13 protein-coding genes and 3 pseudogenes are annotated in these 16,075 nt (G+C 60.8%); 11 read left to right on the top strand and 5 right to left on the bottom strand.

Annotated elements, in window-relative coordinates; all coding sequences use genetic code 11:
- Positions 1-6: 6 nt before the first annotated feature.
- The 5 genes and pseudogenes from ACZ1HM_RS02270 to bktB all read left to right on the top strand — a co-directional run bounded on the left by ACZ1HM_RS02270 (position 7) and on the right by bktB (position 4,084).
- Entirely contained in the window at positions 7-468 is a 462-nt protein-coding gene (locus ACZ1HM_RS02270) for an acyl-CoA dehydrogenase family protein (protein WP_472741010.1), read from the top strand.
- Positions 417-1,067: an acyl-CoA dehydrogenase family protein gene (locus tag ACZ1HM_RS02265; RefSeq protein WP_472741009.1), complete on the top strand. Its 651-nt coding sequence runs from the start codon at positions 417-419 to the stop codon at positions 1,065-1,067. The genes ACZ1HM_RS02270 and ACZ1HM_RS02265 overlap by 52 nt, the downstream gene beginning before the upstream one ends.
- Positions 1,064-1,870, top strand: a complete 807-nt coding sequence (locus ACZ1HM_RS02260; RefSeq protein WP_472741008.1) for an oxepin-CoA hydrolase, alternative type — start codon at positions 1,064-1,066, stop codon at positions 1,868-1,870. The genes ACZ1HM_RS02265 and ACZ1HM_RS02260 overlap by 4 nt, the downstream gene beginning before the upstream one ends.
- Positions 1,871-1,879: 9 nt before the next feature.
- Positions 1,880-2,851, top strand: coding sequence for an NAD(P)H-dependent flavin oxidoreductase (locus ACZ1HM_RS02255; protein WP_472741007.1), 972 nt, complete (start codon positions 1,880-1,882; stop codon positions 2,849-2,851).
- A gap of 56 nt (positions 2,852-2,907) precedes the next feature.
- Positions 2,908-4,084 (top strand): annotated as a pseudogene (gene bktB, locus ACZ1HM_RS02250) (beta-ketothiolase BktB).
- Positions 4,085-4,150: 66 nt separating this feature from the next.
- On the opposite strand, the gene ACZ1HM_RS02245 reads toward bktB, so the two are convergent.
- The 4 genes and pseudogenes from ACZ1HM_RS02245 to gpmI all read right to left on the bottom strand — a co-directional run bounded on the left by ACZ1HM_RS02245 (position 4,151) and on the right by gpmI (position 9,570).
- Complete coding sequence (locus ACZ1HM_RS02245) at positions 4,151-5,407, bottom strand: DUF2254 domain-containing protein (protein WP_472741006.1); 1,257 nt, start codon at positions 5,405-5,407, stop codon at positions 4,151-4,153.
- Positions 5,408-5,588: 181 nt separating this feature from the next.
- Positions 5,589-6,922 (bottom strand): annotated as a pseudogene (locus ACZ1HM_RS02240) (S41 family peptidase).
- Between the two features lie 3 nt (positions 6,923-6,925).
- Positions 6,926-8,056, bottom strand: coding sequence for a murein hydrolase activator EnvC family protein (locus tag ACZ1HM_RS02235; protein ID WP_472741005.1), 1,131 nt, complete (start codon positions 8,054-8,056; stop codon positions 6,926-6,928).
- Entirely contained in the window at positions 8,053-9,570 is a 1,518-nt protein-coding gene (gene gpmI / locus ACZ1HM_RS02230; protein WP_472741004.1) for a 2,3-bisphosphoglycerate-independent phosphoglycerate mutase, read from the bottom strand. Before gpmI ends, ACZ1HM_RS02235 begins: the two co-directional genes overlap by 4 nt.
- Before the next feature lie 149 nt (positions 9,571-9,719).
- Between gpmI and ACZ1HM_RS02225 the strand changes: the two genes are divergently transcribed.
- From ACZ1HM_RS02225 to ACZ1HM_RS02205, 5 genes are all read left to right on the top strand, one after another.
- Positions 9,720-10,181 carry a DUF1203 domain-containing protein gene (locus ACZ1HM_RS02225; protein WP_472741003.1) on the top strand — a complete coding sequence of 154 codons (462 nt, stop codon included), beginning with the start codon at positions 9,720-9,722 and terminating at the stop codon, positions 10,179-10,181.
- An 81-nt stretch (positions 10,182-10,262) separates the two neighbouring features.
- Positions 10,263-10,448, top strand: coding sequence for a zinc-finger domain-containing protein (locus tag ACZ1HM_RS02220; protein ID WP_472741002.1), 186 nt, complete (start codon positions 10,263-10,265; stop codon positions 10,446-10,448).
- Between the two features lie 77 nt (positions 10,449-10,525).
- Positions 10,526-13,333 (top strand): DNA polymerase I, encoded by a 2,808-nt coding sequence (polA, locus tag ACZ1HM_RS02215; protein ID WP_472741001.1) that lies wholly within the window; start codon positions 10,526-10,528, stop codon positions 13,331-13,333.
- An 89-nt stretch (positions 13,334-13,422) separates the two neighbouring features.
- The gene (locus tag ACZ1HM_RS02210) at positions 13,423-13,782 is read left to right on the top strand and encodes an MmcQ/YjbR family DNA-binding protein (RefSeq protein ID WP_472741000.1); all 360 of its coding nucleotides are present in this window, start codon (positions 13,423-13,425) and stop codon (positions 13,780-13,782) included.
- The gene (locus ACZ1HM_RS02205) at positions 13,775-14,434 is read left to right on the top strand and encodes a glutathione S-transferase (protein ID WP_472744547.1); all 660 of its coding nucleotides are present in this window, start codon (positions 13,775-13,777) and stop codon (positions 14,432-14,434) included. The genes ACZ1HM_RS02210 and ACZ1HM_RS02205 overlap by 8 nt, the downstream gene beginning before the upstream one ends.
- Here ACZ1HM_RS02205 and ACZ1HM_RS02200 read toward each other — a convergent pair.
- Positions 14,382-14,978, bottom strand: coding sequence for a DUF1285 domain-containing protein (locus ACZ1HM_RS02200; protein ID WP_472744678.1), 597 nt, complete (start codon positions 14,976-14,978; stop codon positions 14,382-14,384). The two genes, ACZ1HM_RS02205 and ACZ1HM_RS02200, sit on opposite strands and share 53 nt — an antisense overlap.
- A 71-nt stretch (positions 14,979-15,049) precedes the next feature.
- Here ACZ1HM_RS02200 and ACZ1HM_RS02195 point away from each other — a divergent pair.
- A pseudogene (locus ACZ1HM_RS02195) lies at positions 15,050-16,056 on the top strand (AAA family ATPase).
- Positions 16,057-16,075 lie beyond the last annotated feature (19 nt).

Raw genomic sequence — 16,075 nt, 5'->3', positions numbered from 1 at the left:
CGGACCATGGATTTTGATCTGACAGACGAACAACGGATGATCGCGGACACGGTTGCCGATGTGATGCGCGACGGCGAAGGGGAGGCGGTGTGGCAGGCTCTTGTCGAATCTGGTTTGCTGGGCATGACCTACGCCGAAGATGATGGCGGTGCGGGTCTGGGCATGCTGACCTTGGCCCCAGCCCTGGCGGCCATGGGGCGTGGCAAAGCCAGCCCGCCGGTTGTGGGCGCGGCGGTTCTGCCGGGGTTGTTGTCAGCCAAGTGCGACTTGCCCGGTTTTGATGTCAGCGCAACGCTGGACAGCGGCAAGCCCGTCGCAGTCGCGCTGCCCGAAAATGCAGGCGGGTTGCGGGTGGAAAACGGCATGCTGTCTGGCACCGCGCAGACAGTGTTGGGGGTGCTGATGCGCAGGTTCTGTTGCTGTGCCTTGATGGGCCTACTGGCACCTCTTGCGGTGCGGTTGATCTGACAGCAGAGGGCGTGACGGTCACGCCCCTTCCGCTTTTGGACGGGCAGGTTGCGGCGGATATCACTTTTGACAAGGTCGATGTCTCTTTGGCGCAGGCCAATGATGCACTGGCCGATTGGATGGGCGATGTTGCGGCTGTGTGTCTCTGCGCCACAGCCTTGGGGGCCGCCCAGGCGATGCGAGATCTGACGCGGGATTACCTTTCGACACGCAAACAATTCGGCAAGCCGATTGGCAGCTTTCAGGCGCTGCAACACAACATGGTCGACGTCTTCCACGAAACAGAGCACTTCGAATCGCTGGTACTGGCGGCGGCAAGCGCTTGTGACGGAACAGACAGCACCGCGCGGCAAAAGGTGGTGTCGGCGCTCAAACGCTATTGCGGCACACGGATGCGCGAGGCCGCGGCGGAGTGCATTCAAATGCACGGCGGTATCGGCACGACCGAGGAATATGAGCTGAATGTCTTCGTCAAACGCATCTTGATGGCCGATATGCTTTTCGGCACAGCAGACGTCCATGCCGCGCGGCTGGGCCGTTTGGTTGCTGAAGCTGCGCGACAAGAAGCATCCATGATTAGACGGGAACAGGCATCGTGACAGACCAAAAAGCGCAACAAGACACGCAAGTCGTGGCCTCAACAGAAAACGGTGTTCTGGTGCTGACCTTGGATGGGGCCAGCAGCCGGAATTCCATCAACCCCGCAGTCTACCGCGCGGTCCGCGACCAGGTGGTTGATGCAGGCAAAAACCCTGCGGTCCGGGCCATCGTGATCACCGGTGCGGGTGGCTTTTTCAGCTCTGGCGGCAACATCAGCGCGTTGAAAAACAGTGCCGAAGGCCCGCTTTCTGCGGTCAACTCCAACACCGATTACCTCAACGCCATGATCCGGGCCGTGGCTGACTGCCCCACCCCCGTGGTCGCCGCTGTCGAAGGCGGTGCGGCGGGCGCAGGCGTGGCACTGGCGCTGGCCTGCGACATGATCGTCGCCAGCAGCGAGGCGAAGTTCACCGTGGCCTATGTGCGCGTCGGGCTCAGCCCCGATGGCGGGGTGACGCATTTCCTGCGCGCCGCCCTGCCCCGCCAGTTGGTCAACGAACTTTGTATTCTGGGCAGGCCAATTGACGCGGAACGCCTTGCCAGCCTGGGTGTTGTCAATGAGGTGACAGAACAGGGTCAGGCCCTCAGCGGTGCGATGAAACTTGCCGGTAAGATCGGCGACGGCCCGGCACAGGCCATTGGCTCGATCAAACATTTGGTGAACGCGGCCGCCACGTCAGAACTGGCCACCCATTTGTGGGCAGAAGCCGATCTAATCAACGCGGCCAGATTTGGCCCCGAAGCGGCCGAAGGCCTGTCGGGCTTTTTGGAAAAACGCAAACCCGACTTTCGCAAACTCTAAGGATTGAAAATGACGCTTCCGGCCCAACTGCAGTCTTTGCGCCTGCCTATGATTGGCGCGCCCATGTACATCGTCTCAAACCCTGAATTGGTGATCGCACAATGTCAGGCCGGGATCGTCGGCAGCGTGCCTGCGCTAAACGCACGCGACAAAGACGGCGACGGCATCATGCTTGAGGCCTGGCTAAAGCAGATCACGGAAACGTTGGACGCCTGGAACCAAGCCCACTCTGACACGCCCGCCGCGCCCTTTGCGGTCAACCAGATCGTGCATAAATCCAACGAGCGCCTTGAGCGTGACATTGAGATTTGCGCGCGCTGGAAAGTGCCGATCTGGATCACATCGCTGGGCGCACGCGAGGAAGTGAATGAGCTTGCACATGGAGCGGGCGCGCTTGTCCTGCATGATGTGATCAGCAACCGTTTTGCGCGCAAAGCCATTGAGAAAGGCGCCGATGGCCTGATCGCTGTCGCCGCTGGCGCGGGTGGGCATACCGGCGCGCAATCGCCCTTCGCTTTGGTGCAGGAAATCCGGCAGTGGTTTGATGGGCCCTTGGCTTTGTCCGGTGCCATCGCCTCTGGTGCCTCATTGCTGGGTGCGCAGGCGGCGGGGGCTGATTTCGGCTATGTTGGCACGCCCTTTATTGCCACAACCGAGGCCAATGCGCCGGAAGGGTATCAGGATATGCTGTGCCAGGCGCAGGCGCAGGACATCGTGACAACCGCGGCGGTCACCGGGGTGCATGGGAACTATCTGTCCGCCTCTCTTGAGCAGACGGGCGTTGATCCCAGCACAACCGGCCAGCTGTCCCTTTTGGGGGACAAGACCAAGTCCGGCCCCAAACCCTGGCGCGACATCTGGAGCGCGGGCCAAGGCGTGGGCGCAATCACGCAAGTCACGCCAGCAAAAGAGCTGATCGGGCGTATGGATGCAGAGTATCGCGCAGCGTTGAAGCGGCTTCACCACATCACGAACGCCTGATACCAAACGACCAAGGGTCTGACGCCTCCGGGTAGGAGGCGATTGAAAGGAAAATCATGAAAGACGTTGTTATTGTCTCCGCCGCCCGCACGGCAATCGGAGGTTTCGGTGGGTCATTGAAAGGCTTCTCCCCAACCGAGTTGGGTGCGATCACAGCGAAGGCGGCGATTGAACGCAGCGGCGTTCAGCCTGATGATGTTGAGCAGTCCTTTTACGGCAACGTCATCCATACTGAAGCGCGCGACATGTATTTGGCGCGCACCATCTCTGTTGCCGCAGGCGTGCCCAACACCTCAGCAGCGCTGACCGTCAACAGGCTGTGCGGCAGCGGGTTGCAGGCGATTGTTTCGGGCATTCAGACCCTCACATTGGGCGATGCCAACATCGTCCTGACAGGCGGCGCTGAATGTATGAGCCGTGGCGGATATCACATTCAGGCCGCACGCTGGGGCCAGAAAATGGGGGACGCGGGCGCTGTGGACATGATGCTTGCCGTGCTGAATGACCCCTTTGGTCATGGGCACATGGGGATCACCGCAGAGAATGTGGCCGAAAGGCTGAACATCACCCGCGAGGCCCAGGATGCCTTTGCCGTGGAAAGCCACAGACGCGCCTCTGCCGCGATTGAGGCGGGGTATTTTGAGGATCAAATCGTGCCGGTCTCTGTCACGTCGCGGAAAGAGACGCTTGCGTTCAAAACAGACGAGCACGTGCGCAGGGATGTGTCTTTGGACGGGATGGCCGCGTTGCGGCCTGCGTTCAAAGGACGGCACAGTCACTGCGGGCAACGCGTCAGGCATCAATGACGGGGCCGCATCGCTGGTGCTGATGACCGCAGAGGAGGCCGAAAAACGCGGGTTAGAGCCGATGGCCCGGGTCGTGTCCTATGGCCATGCCGGTGTCGACCCTGAAGTGATGGGCCTGGGCCCTGTGCCTGCCATGCAGATCGCGTTGAAAAAAGCAGGCTGGACTGCGGCGGATTTGGACGTTGTGGAATCAAACGAAGCCTTCGCCGCACAGGCCTGCGCGGTTACCGCGCAGCTGGAGTTGGACCCAGCGATTGTGAACCCCAACGGCGGCGCGGTAGCCCTGGGTCACCCCGTCGGGGCAAGCGGCGCGATCATCGCGACGAAGTTGCTTTATGAGCTGAAACGCCGCTCAGCCAAGCGCGGTGCCGCCACGATGTGCATCGGCGGTGGGCAAGGCATTGCTTTGCTGGTTGAGGCGGTCTGAGCCAACTGCGACGTGCCAGGGGGCGGCCTGCCCCGGCGCATCATGCGAGAGACACCGCGCGCTACCTTACGTGTCCGTTGCAAACTGCACGGCGCGCAACTGGTTCAGGTCGCGCTCTGGTAAGCCTCTCTTCTGGGCAAGGGCGATGGTCTCAGCCGCCAGTTCCTGCGCGGCCATCGCCAGCGCGTCGTCCCCCGCCTGTGACAACGCAGCAAGGCTTTCAACAAGCGCCAAGCTCACCTCAATACGGTCCGCCCCGTCCCGCGCGATGGGTGCGAAACTGGCATGCAAAAAATCTGGTGCCGCTGGGAACCGCGCAAAGATGGTCGGGAAATCTGGCGTCGTGCTTTTAGGATCTGCCCGCAGAAAACCCCAGAGCAAGGATTTCAGGATCATCAGCACTTCGATCGCTGTGCCTGAATCGTTAATGCCGGGGGACAGCGCCTTGGACGCAATTTCGGACAGTGTGATCAGCCCAAAGGCTGCATCCTGCTCATGCGTGCGCACCGGCCCAAAGGTAAAGGCGCGCGTCAGTTGGTCCAGCACGTCATCGGTGTGGACGCCGGCCACCTGGCCAATGGTCTGACCGATCAGCACATGCGACCCAGGCGAGACGTCCAAATAAACTTGGGCGTTATGCGGCAGACACTGGTGCAACATGGCCATGTCGATCAGCTGTAAGTACCCCGTCTCAGGCGCGCAAAGCGGTGTGGTTGAAATGGGCAACACCGTGTCTTCGGTCAGCGGTGACGCGCCGAACCAAGGATGACGGGCTTGTGCGACCAACGTCTCTTTTGCACGCTGGCGGGCGGTTTGCAGGCTGTCCTCCAGGCTGCCAAGCGTGGTCAGGTGGTTGATCCACCGCAGCAGCGACACAATCACCGCCACCACAACAAGCGTTGTGATTACCATCACTACGAATGCGGCGTCTTGCGGATAGAACCCCAACCGGAACAATACCAGTGACCCCAGCGAATAGACAAACGCACCGATGAACACGGCCAGCACGGACTGTGTTGTCGTATCCTCGAGCAGCACGCGATGTATGCGCGGCGTCGCGGTTTCCGCTGCTGCCCGGTGCGCGCTGACCATGATGTTGAGCGAAAACGTTGAGACCGCCAGCATGGTCGTTGCCAGAATGGTCAACACCGGTGTGACCGAGGCAAAGTCAAACTCAGTGCTGAACCGCTGCCCAATATAGGGGTTCACAAAGGGGCTGATCAGCGTCGCGGCAATGGACAAAAGCGCATAGAGCAAAACGCGCAGGCCCATGCTGCGGTAGTAGCGCAGGAATACAAGCGTTAGCCACTTAAGGCGGGTCATGGGTGTCCTATCAATTGTGAAGCGGCAACAACGTCTGGGGCATAGGCGTTAGTATCTATTTCCAAACAGCCCTTTGTCTATGGTGACCCCACTTGCCCCCGTCCCGCACCCATCGCCTGTGCGGGTCACAAAAAAGGGCCGCGCCAATGGCACGGCCCGTTCTTTGAAACGTCAGATCGGCTTATTCGGCGACGGACAGCGCCGACAGGCCTTTGAGAATATCAATGGCATAGGCCAGCTGATAATCATCCTCGCGCAGCTCCGCTGCCTTTTCGGCCTTTTCGCGGTCTTGCATGATCTGGTTGATCTCATCTTCTGTGAGGCTGTCGTTGTTCAGGCTGCCCCGCAGATCCGCCTCAGAGCGGCTTGGGCGGCGGTCATTCTCAGCCTCTTCGCTTTCGGGGGTGACAGGCGGCTGTTGCACCACGATGTCGGGGGAGACGCCAAGTGACTGGATCGACCGGCCTGAGGGGTGTAGTAGCGCGCCGTTGTCAGGCGCATCGCCCCATTGCCACGCAGCGGCATCACCGTTTGGACAGAGCCCTTACCAAAGCTCTTGGTGCCAATGACAATCGCGCGGCGGTGATCTTGCAACGCGCCAGCCACAATCTCAGATGCTGAGGCTGAACCGCCATTGATCAGCACCACAATCGGCTTGCCCTGCGCCAGGTCGCCTGGTGTGGCGTTCACCCGGTCCCCATCGGCCAGTTCGCGGCCACGGGTGCTGACAATCTCACCCTCTTCCAGGAAGGCGTCAGAGACAGCAATCGCTTGGTTCAACAGGCCACCGGGGTTGTTGCGCATGTCGAGCACCAACCCGTTGATGTTGTCCATACCGCCTGCGGCTTCGACCTGTTCTTCAAGGTATTCCTTCATCTTGGGATAGGTCTGTTCGTTGAACGTGGTCAGACGCAACACAACGGTATCGCCTTCGGTGCGGGCGCGCACAGCGGTCAGCTGGATGGTGTCGCGGATGATCGAGACGTCAAAGGGTTCTTGTTCGCCTTCGCGCACCACGGTGATCACGATCTCTGAACCGACGGGGCCGCGCATCAGTTCAACCGCATCGTCCAGCACCAGACCCAGCAGGCTTTCGCCGTCCACGTGGGTGATGAAATCGCCCGCCTCAATCCCGGCCTCAGCCGCTGGCGTGCCATCGATGGGAGAGACGACTTTGACAAAGCCCTCTTCCTGCGTGACCTCAATGCCTAAGCCACCAAATTCACCGCGCGTCTGTTCGCGCATCTTGGCGGCGTCCTTGGGGGACAGATAGCTTGAATGTGGGTCCAGCGATGTCAGCATCCCGTTGATCGCGGCCTCGATCAGTTCGGAGCTGTCGGTTTCCTCGACATATTGCGCGCGGATGCGTTCAAAGATGTCACCAAACAGATCCAACTGCTCATACACGTTTTCTGTCCTTGCGCTTTCTTGTGCCAGCAAGGGGGCAGCGATCTGCGTTGTGGCGATCACGCCTGCAACGGTGCCGCCAAGGGCGGCCATGACAAACTTTTTCATTTCTTATCTATCCTCGTCCGTTCGGAACCAATCGGCTGGGTCCTGTGGCGTGTTGTTTGTTCTGACTTCTATATAGAGCGTTTCTGACCACTCAGTGCCAGTGGCTTCACGAAGGGGTGACAATTCATCGCCTCCTTGTGGCACAGCTCCGCCCATCAAGCCAATGGGCGTTCCACCTGCAATGACCTGTCCTGCCTCGCCATAGACGGTTTCCAGCCCGGCCAGCACAAAAAGCGTTTCGGCCTGCGGTTCAAGGATCACGACATTGCCGAAATCAAGCAACGGCCCGATATAGCGGATCGTGGCCGCGGCTGGCGTGGTGACAACTGTGCCGGGGCGGGTGGCGAGCAAGATGCCTGGGCGGACAACGCCTGCCGCGTCAGCCTCGCCCGCGCGGCGCAGGATCAGCCCTTGGGCGGGCAAGGGCAGATCTCCGATCTTGCCATCCAGCCGGGCGGAGGCGGGGGCCACCTCATCTGTCACGATCTCAGACAGACCAGAGGCAAAGCCATCCAGGGTTTCCGTGGAGGCGATCAGTATCGCCGTTCTCACCGGATCAGCCGTAAACCGGCGCGGCAAATCTGTGCGTTCCGCCATCGCCTGATTAAGGGCGGTGCGCGCAGCCTGAACTTCGGTCAGCCCGTTTTGCAAACGGCGGGCCGCATCGGCCTGCAAGGTACGCAGGGTTTGCACATTCTCCAGATCCCGGCGCAGCAAGTCCGCGCGCGCATTCAACGCAGGTGTCAGCTCAGCCAAGAGCATGCCCGCCCGCGCCGTTCCCATCGCACCATCTGGATGCAGCAACGCGGTCGGAGAGCCCGATCCGCCCATGCTTTGCAAGGCGCCCAGCAGTTGGGCGACCTCAGCCTCGCGGGCCTGCAAACGGGCAGACATCTGTGCTTCGTTCACTGCGGCCTGGCGCAAGCCTGCGCGCATGGCCCCCAGACCCGTTTCAAAGGCCTGGATTGTCTGAGTAAGCGCACGCACCCGGTCGCGCGCACCGTCCGCTTCATCCAGCATGGCTGACGCGGCCTCTAACGCTGTTGCTGCCGCACGCGCCTGCGCCGCCGCTGGCGTTTCAGCCAGCGCGCTCAGGGGCAGCAAAAGCGCCAGACAGATCGCCGTGAGCCTCATGAAATCAGTGATTTCCCCGTCATTTCAGCAGGCTGCGCCAAGCCCATCAGTTGCAAGACACTCGGTGCCAAATCCGCCAGACGGCCATCCCGCAAGGTGGCCCCATCGGGCCCGCCGATCATCGCAACTGGCACGGGGTTCAGCGTATGGGCGGTGTGCGGCCCACCGGTTTCAGGATCAATCATGGTTTCGCAATTGCCGTGATCTGCTGTCAGGATCATCGCACCGCCCGCGTCCTTTAAGGCGGCCAACACGTCAGAAAGACCGTGATCAACCGCTTCACAAGCCGCAATTGCAGCCGCCAGATCCCCGGTGTGGCCCACCATATCGGGGTTGGCATAGTTCACGACAATCAGGTCATAGCCTGCGTTGACCGCCGCGACACAACGCTCCGTCACCTCTGCTGCTGACATCTCTGGCTGCAAATCATAGGTGGCCACGTTGGGGGATTTGGGCATGTGGCGGTCTTCGCCCGCGCTGGGGGTTTCTTCACCGCCATTCAGAAAAAACGTCACATGCGGATATTTCTCTGTCTCTGCCAGGCGGAACTGCCGCAGGCCCTGCCCGGCCACCCAGGCCCCCAACGTGTTGGGCAACTCAGGCTTGCGGTACATTGTTGTCATATATGCGTCGTGCTGGGTGGAATAGGGGGCCATGCCCAACCGTGCGGCCCAACTCGGGCGGGTGCCGGGATCAAAAGCATCAAACGCGGGGTCAGCCAGCGCAGAAAGAACCTCCCGCGCGCGGTCTGCGCGGAAGTTCAGACAGAACAGGCCATCCGCGTCCTGCGGGCCATCATAGCCCGGCAAAACGGTGGCCTGAATGAACTCATCATCCTCCCCGCGCGCATAGGCTGCTTCAACCGCTGCCGTCGCTGTTTCCGCCTGCAACCCTTGGGCATGCAAAATAGCGCGCGTGGCTTTTTCCACGCGGTCCCAACGCGTATCGCGGTCCATCGCGAAATAGCGGCCGGTCACCGTGGCAATCCGGGCACCGTGCGGCAGCGCCGCCTCAAGCGTTGCGACATAGTCCAACGCCGATCGAGGGGCCACATCCCGGCCATCCGTCATGGCATGGATGCACACGGGCACGCCGGCGGAATCAAGCGCGCGGACCGTTGCAATCATATGATTGAGATGCCCGTGCACCCCGCCGTCCGATAGAACGCCCAGCACATGCGCCGTCCCGCCTGTGGCTTTCAACCGGGCGGCAAAATCAACAAGGGCGGGGTTCTTCGCAAAACTGCCATCCTCGATGGCCAGATCAATCTGCCCCGGGTCCATCGCCACCACACGGCCCGCGCCAATGTTGGTATGGCCCACTTCGGAATTGCCCATCTGCCCGCTGGGCGGCCCCACATCAGGGCCATGGGTGATCAAGGTCGCATTGGGGCAATCGGCCATGATCCGGTCAACGGTGGGCGTCTTTGCCAAAAGCGGGGCATTCCCTTCGCGCGTCTCGCTCAGGCCCCACCCATCCAGGATGCACAAAACGACGGGTTTAAGGGATGCCATGGGTCTGCTCCGGCCTGCGGTTGTTTTGACGCGTTGTAACGGGTTGGCCCGGCGGCGTGAACCGTTTTTGCGCTGTTTGGCGGTTGCGCAAGAAACGGATTGGGTTTGCCCGACACCTCAGGCATCTCATACCTCAAATGGAGGTTTCTATGATCTATCACGCCCTGCCAACGCCATCAGTGCGCGCCTATCAAAACGGGGGGCATGATGCCCATGGCCAACCGGCTGAGCGCGACATCTCAGACGGGGGCGGCAACCCCTGTCGCCACTGCTTGCGCGATATCCCCCAAGGCGATGAAATGCTGATCCTGGCCCACCGCCCCTTTGACGTGGCGCAACCCTATGCCGAAACCGGCCCGATTTTCCTCTGCGCGGCCCCCTGTGCACAGGGCGGTGGCGCGCACATGCCTGAAATCCTGCACAGTTCGCCTGATTATCTGCTGAAAGGGTATGGCGAGGATGACCGCATCCTTTACGGCACCGGGGCCATCGTTCCAAAGGCCGATATCCCTTCTTATGCCTCCAGGCTCTTTGAAAACGCAAAGGTGGCCTATATCCATGTCCGCTCTGCCCGAAATAACTGCTATCAGCTGCGCATTGACCGGTCCTGAGCGCCCGCAATCGCGCTCTTGTCCCGTGCCACGTCATTGGGCATAACGGGCCAGCAAGTTCCCTTAGCCAAGGACACCTCAATGAGCCAAGACGCGCCAGAAACCCGGATCGTGAACAGCTACCGCATTGCCTGTGACGGGGGCGAAGGGGCGTTGGGCCACCCGCGCGTTTGGCTGCAGATCCCCCGCGATACGGGCTGGGTTGAATGTGGCTATTGCGATTGCAAATACGTGCACGAAGATTTTGCCGAAAACGCCCAGGGCTAAGCCATTATCGCCAAGCAACGTCTGGCATGGGCTGACGGGGTGTGGCACATAGCTTGCGACCATAAAGGAGCGCGGGCATGGCATTTGGCAAAGGGCATCATCTCCATCTGATCGACGGATCGGCCTTTATCTTTCGCGCGTTTTTCCAAGCGGGAAATAGAGATCCAAAATACAACCATCGATCAGATGGAACACCGACCGGTGCAGTAAGCGTGTTTTGCAATATGCTCTGGAGCCAAATGTCAAAGCACAAAGGCGGTGATGAACCCACCCACATAGCCGTGATCTTTGACAAGGGCAGCCACACGTTCCGCAACGATCTTTATGATCAATACAAAGCCACCCGCGAAGCGATGCCCGAGGACCTGCGCCCGCAGATCCCGCTGACCCGGCAAGCAACAGAGGCCTTCAACATCGCCTGCAAAGAGAAAGAGGGGTTTGAGGCCGACGACATCATAGCCACCCTCGCCGTGCAGGCCCGCGCCGCCGGTGGGCGCTGCACCATCATTAGCTCTGACAAAGACCTGATGCAGCTGGTGGGCGGCGGGGTTGAGATGTTGGACGCGATGAAAAACAACCGCATCGACCGCGACGGTGTGTTTGATAAATTCGGCGTCTATCCTGAACGCGTGGTAGACGTGCAGGCTCTGGCAGGCGATTCTGTCGATAACGTGCCCGGTGCCCCCGGCATTGGCATCAAGACCGCAGCGCTTTTGATCAACGAATACGGTGATCTGGAAAGCCTGCTGGCCCGCGCCGAAGAGATCAAGCAACCCAAGCGCCGCCAGACCCTGATTGACCACGCCGACCAGATCCGCCTGTCCCGGCAGTTGGTCCTGCTGGATGAAAACACCCCGCTTGATTTCACCCTCGACGATCTGGAAGTGCGCGACCCCGAACCAGAAACGCTGCTGGCGTTCTTGGCTGAAATGGAGTTTCGCACCCTCACCAAACGCATCGCCACCCAATTGGGGGCAGAGGCCCCTGTGATCGAAGATGCCACGCCCGCCGCCCCGGATGCGCCGAAAGTGGCCGACATCCCCTTTGATGCCAGCACCTATGAGCAAGTCGGCGATGCCACCGCCCTGCAACGCTGGATCGACAGTATTTATGAACTTGGCTACGTCGCGGTTGATACAGAGACGACCGGTCTGAACGAAATGACCGCCGATCTGGTCGGCATCTCATTGGCCACCGCGCCGGGCAAGGCCTGCTACATCCCGCTCATTCACAAGGCCAACAGAGGCGATGATCTTTTTGGCTCAGATGATCTGGCCGAAGGCCAAATGCCGGTGCAAGAGGCGCTGACCCTGCTCAAGCCGATGCTCGAGGATCCCAGCATCCTCAAGATCGGGCAGAACATGAAATATGACGCCAAGATCTTTGCCAATGTAGGCATCACCCTGGCACCTTTTGATGACACCATGCTGATGTCCTACGCCCAGCACGCAGGCCTGCACAATCACAGCATGGACAGTCTGTCGGAACGTTATCTGGGCCACACGCCTATCCCGATCAAACCGCTCTTGGGGTCCGGCAAATCCGCGATCACCTTCGACAAGGTCCCGCTAGAAGAGGCCACCCCCTATGCGGCAGAAGATGCCGACATCACCCTACGGCTCTGGCAGCTTCTGAAACCCCAGCTGCACACCGCGCAGGTCACCCGCGTCTATGAAACGCTCGAACGCCCGCTGGTTCCCGTGCTGGCGCAAATGGAACGTTCCGGCATCCAGGTGGACCGCGACACGCTCAGCCGCATGTCCAACGCCTTTGCCCAAAAAATGGCCGGGCTGGAGGATGAACTCTACGCGCTCGCTGGCCGCAAATTCAACGTGGGCTCACCTGCGCAAGTGGGCGAAATCCTGTTTGAAGAAATGGGGCTTGAGGGCGGCAAAAAGGGCAAGACCGGCAAATACGCCACCGGCGCGGATGTGCTTGAGGATCTCGCCACAGAACACGAACTGCCCGCCCGGGTGCTAGACTGGCGCCAGCTCAGCAAGCTAAAATCCACCTATACGGACGCGCTGCAAGACCACATCAACCCGGACACAGGCCGCGTGCATACGTCTTACTCCATCGCAGGTGCCTCTACCGGCCGCCTCGCCTCGACCGATCCGAACCTGCAAAACATCCCGATCCGCACCGAAGAAGGCCGCCGCATCCGCGAAGCCTTTGTCGCTGCCCCCGGCAAAACCCTGGTCGCCCTCGACTATTCCCAGATTGAATTGCGCATCCTGGCCCATATCGCCAACATTCCCGCACTCAAAGACGCCTTCGCCCGCGGCGATGACATCCACGCCATGACCGCCTCTGAGATGTTCGATGTGCCCATGGATGAGATGACGCCAGAGGTCCGCCGCCGCGCCAAAGCGATCAACTTTGGCGTGATCTACGGCATCTCCGGCTTTGGCCTGGCCCGCAACCTGCGCATCCCGCGCAGTGAGGCACAGGGCTTCATCGACCGCTACTTTGAACGCTTCCCCGGCATCCGCACCTACATGGACGACACCAAAGACTTCGCCAAAGAACATGGGTTTGTGCAAACCCTCTTTGGTCGGAAAATCCACACCCCCGAGATCGCCTCCAAAGGCCCCCGCGCTGGCTTTGCCGCCCGTGCCGCCATCAACGCGCCCATTCAAGGCACCGCCGCTGACGTGATCCGCCGCGCAATGATCCGCATGCCAGACGCCATCGCCGACCTGCCCGCCACGATGCTCTTGCAGGTCCACGACGAACTGCTCTTTGAAGTGGAGACCGGCCAAGAAGACGCGCTCATCGCCGCCGCCCGCGAGGTCATGGAAAACGCCAACGACCCGGTGGTGCATCTGGACGTGAAACTCACCGTCGATGCCGGCACCGGTCACAACTGGGCGGAGGCGCATTAAGGCGCGCCACCCCCGGCTTCATCTTTCCAATACAACTTCAATCCAACAGCAGCCCCGAACCACACCCCAACCCCGCCAGGCACCAACCTATGATCCACACCTGGGACGCCCTCAAATCCTTCGGCCTGTCGCTTAACCTGCCAAAGGTTGAGGTTGCCACCAGCTGGGGCAATGAAAACCTCAAGGCGCATGGCAAATTGTGGACCTGGTGGTCGCCCTATGTGGACGCCGCGATTTTCAAAGGCAGCCTGGAAGAACGTGAGATACTGGTGGCCGCCGACCCGGATACCTTCCTTTTGCATCCCCATTACGCCAAACACGGCTGCCTTCTGGTCGCCGCAGGCCGCATTGATCCCGGCTGGGCCGAAGCCCGCTTGCGGCAAAGCTGGCGGGATATGGCCCCCAAGCGCTTCCTCAAAGAATGGGACGCAGGTCAGCACAATGACTGAGGCCCCAATCCTCTATTCCTTCCGCCGCTGCCCCTATGCGATGCGCGCGCGCCTGGCTGTGCTCGAGGCCGCGCAGCCAGTGGTCTTGCGCGAAATCCTGCTGCGCGACAAACCCGCCGCTTTTCTGGACGCCTCGCCCAGCGGCACGGTGCCCTGTCTGGTCCTGCCGGACCGCGTGATCGACGAAAGCCTTGATGTGATGATCTGGGCGCTTGAACGGAACGATCCTGCGGGCTGGCTCGATATGCCACAGACAGGCTGGGACTGGATCGCGCGCTGCGACGGGCCGTTCAAACATGCCTTGGACCGCACGAAATACGCGGCCCGCTACCCAGACGAAAATCGCGAAGAGCACCGCGATGAGGCGGCCGCTTTCCTCACAGACCTGAACGCCGCCCTCGGCCCTTGGATTTCCCACGCGCCCACCCTCGCGGATTTCGCCATTCTGCCTTTCGTGCGTCAATTCGCCTTCATCGACAAAACATGGTTCGACGCGCAGCCCTGGCCGCACCTGCAATCCTGGCTGGCCACTTTCCTGGCCTCAGACCGCTTTGTCACCATCATGCAGAAATATCCGCCCTGGCAGCCGGGTGATCCGGTCACGCGCTTTGGCGATCAAACGTCGGGCAATTCCTCTGACGGGATGATCTGAAAAAACTGCCCCCCGACCAGACGCCAAACCATCCCTCGTGATGCACGCCCAAATCGACCAGCCGGTAAAAGCTCTTGCGGTCAATCAGCGCTTCCAGGTTGCGACGGATCAGCACATAGGGCGACGGCTCGCCCGTTTCCGGATCCCGCACCACCCGAATGGGATGCGCTGCACCCGCCTTGGCCTGATCATCCACGTTGGTGGTAAAGCTCAGCACCTGCGCTGTCCCTTCCCCCGTGACATCAAAATCAACCGCGACAAATGGCGCATCCTCAACCGTCAGCCCCACCTTTTCCACCGGCGTGACCAGGAAATACTTCTCCCCCTCCCGCCAGAGAATCGTTGAAAAGAGTTTCACCAACTCATGCCGCCCGATGGGCGTGCCTTCGTAAAACCAGGTGCCATCGCGGCGGATATGCATGTCCAGATCGCCACAGAACGGTGGATTCCACGTCTCCAACGGCGGCAATCCGCGCGATTTTGCAGCTTTTGCAGAGGCCGCAAGGCTGCTTGCGGTCGGGGTCACGGTTTTTTGTCCGCTCATCGCTTTTGCCATTTCCACTTCAAGAGATAGGTTTACTCTGAAGCCTATATAATCTTGCAGGAGCACTTGTCATGACCCAAGCCGACGACATGGTGGCGGAGATCGAAGCATTGGGAGAGAAACTGGCAGAGGCCAAATCCTCCATCACCAATCGCTTTATCGGCCAAGAGCGCGTGGTAGAGCTGACGCTCACAGCGCTGTTGTGCGGGGGACACGGTCTTTTGGTGGGCCTGCCGGGACTGGGCAAGACGCGGCTGGTCGAAACGCTCAGCACCGTGATGGGGCTGGACGGGAACCGCGTGCAGTTCACGCCAGACCTGATGCCCGCAGATATCCTTGGCTCCGAAGTGCTCGACACGGCTGAGGACGGCAGCCGCGCGTTCCGCTTTATCGAAGGGCCGGTGTTCTGCCAGCTATTGATGGCAGATGAGATCAACCGCGCCTCACCGCGCACGCAGTCCGCGCTGTTGCAGGCGATGCAGGAAAAGACCGTGACCGTCGCGGGCCAAAACCGCCCGCTGGGCACGCCCTTTCATGTGTTGGCCACCCAAAACCCCATTGAGCAAGAAGGCACCTACCCGCTGCCCGAAGCGCAGCTGGACCGCTTTCTGGTGCAGATCGACGTGGCCTATCCCGATCGCGCCACAGAACGTGACATCCTGTTGGCCACGACCGGCGACACGGATGCGCAATCCACGCAGGTTTTCACCTCAGAAGAGCTGTTGGCCGCCCAGACCCTCCTGCGCCGGATGCCTGTCGGCGACTCGGTGGTTGAGATGATCCTCGATCTGGTGCGCGCCTTCCGCCCCGAAGAAGAAGGGGCCAGCGCGCAGGTGCGCGAAACGGTGGCCGGGGCCCCGGCCCACGTGCGGCACAGGCCCTGATGCTCGCGGTGCGGGCCAAGGCGCTGCTGACCGGTCGGCTGGCCCCCTCAGCTGAGGACGTACTCGATATGGCGCGGCCTGTGCTCAGCCACCGGATGGCGCTGAACTTTGCCGCCCGTGCGCGCGGCGACAGCCTGCAAGGATTGATTGACGAAACCGCCGCAGCCCTGACCGGATCAAAGGCCGCTGCGTGAGCGCGCCGCTCCCCTTCGC

This window comes from Sulfitobacter sp. GN1-4 (genome assembly GCF_055693825.1).
The sequence above is the reverse complement of the archived record's forward strand: the minus strand, read 5'-3'. Positions and strand labels throughout refer to the sequence as shown.

Excerpts from the sequence above, each read along its gene's own strand:
- ACZ1HM_RS02220 (WP_472741002.1), top strand. The coding sequence starts at position 10,263 with ATGAGCCAAGACGCGCCAGAAACCCGGATCGTGAACAGCTACCGCATT.
- ACZ1HM_RS02205 (WP_472744547.1), top strand. The coding sequence starts at position 13,775 with ATGACTGAGGCCCCAATCCTCTATTCCTTCCGCCGCTGCCCCTATGCG.
- ACZ1HM_RS02270 (WP_472741010.1), top strand. The coding sequence starts at position 7 with ATGGATTTTGATCTGACAGACGAACAACGGATGATCGCGGACACGGTT.
- ACZ1HM_RS02235 (WP_472741005.1), bottom strand. The coding sequence starts at position 8,056 with ATGAGGCTCACGGCGATCTGTCTGGCGCTTTTGCTGCCCCTGAGCGCG.
- ACZ1HM_RS02245 (WP_472741006.1), bottom strand. The coding sequence starts at position 5,407 with ATGACCCGCCTTAAGTGGCTAACGCTTGTATTCCTGCGCTACTACCGC.
- ACZ1HM_RS02200 (WP_472744678.1), bottom strand. The coding sequence starts at position 14,978 with ATGAGCGGACAAAAAACCGTGACCCCGACCGCAAGCAGCCTTGCGGCC.
- polA (WP_472741001.1), top strand. The coding sequence starts at position 10,526 with ATGGCATTTGGCAAAGGGCATCATCTCCATCTGATCGACGGATCGGCC.
- ACZ1HM_RS02255 (WP_472741007.1), top strand. The coding sequence starts at position 1,880 with ATGACGCTTCCGGCCCAACTGCAGTCTTTGCGCCTGCCTATGATTGGC.
- ACZ1HM_RS02210 (WP_472741000.1), top strand. The coding sequence starts at position 13,423 with ATGATCCACACCTGGGACGCCCTCAAATCCTTCGGCCTGTCGCTTAAC.
- ACZ1HM_RS02225 (WP_472741003.1), top strand. The coding sequence starts at position 9,720 with ATGATCTATCACGCCCTGCCAACGCCATCAGTGCGCGCCTATCAAAAC.
- gpmI (WP_472741004.1), bottom strand. The coding sequence starts at position 9,570 with ATGGCATCCCTTAAACCCGTCGTTTTGTGCATCCTGGATGGGTGGGGC.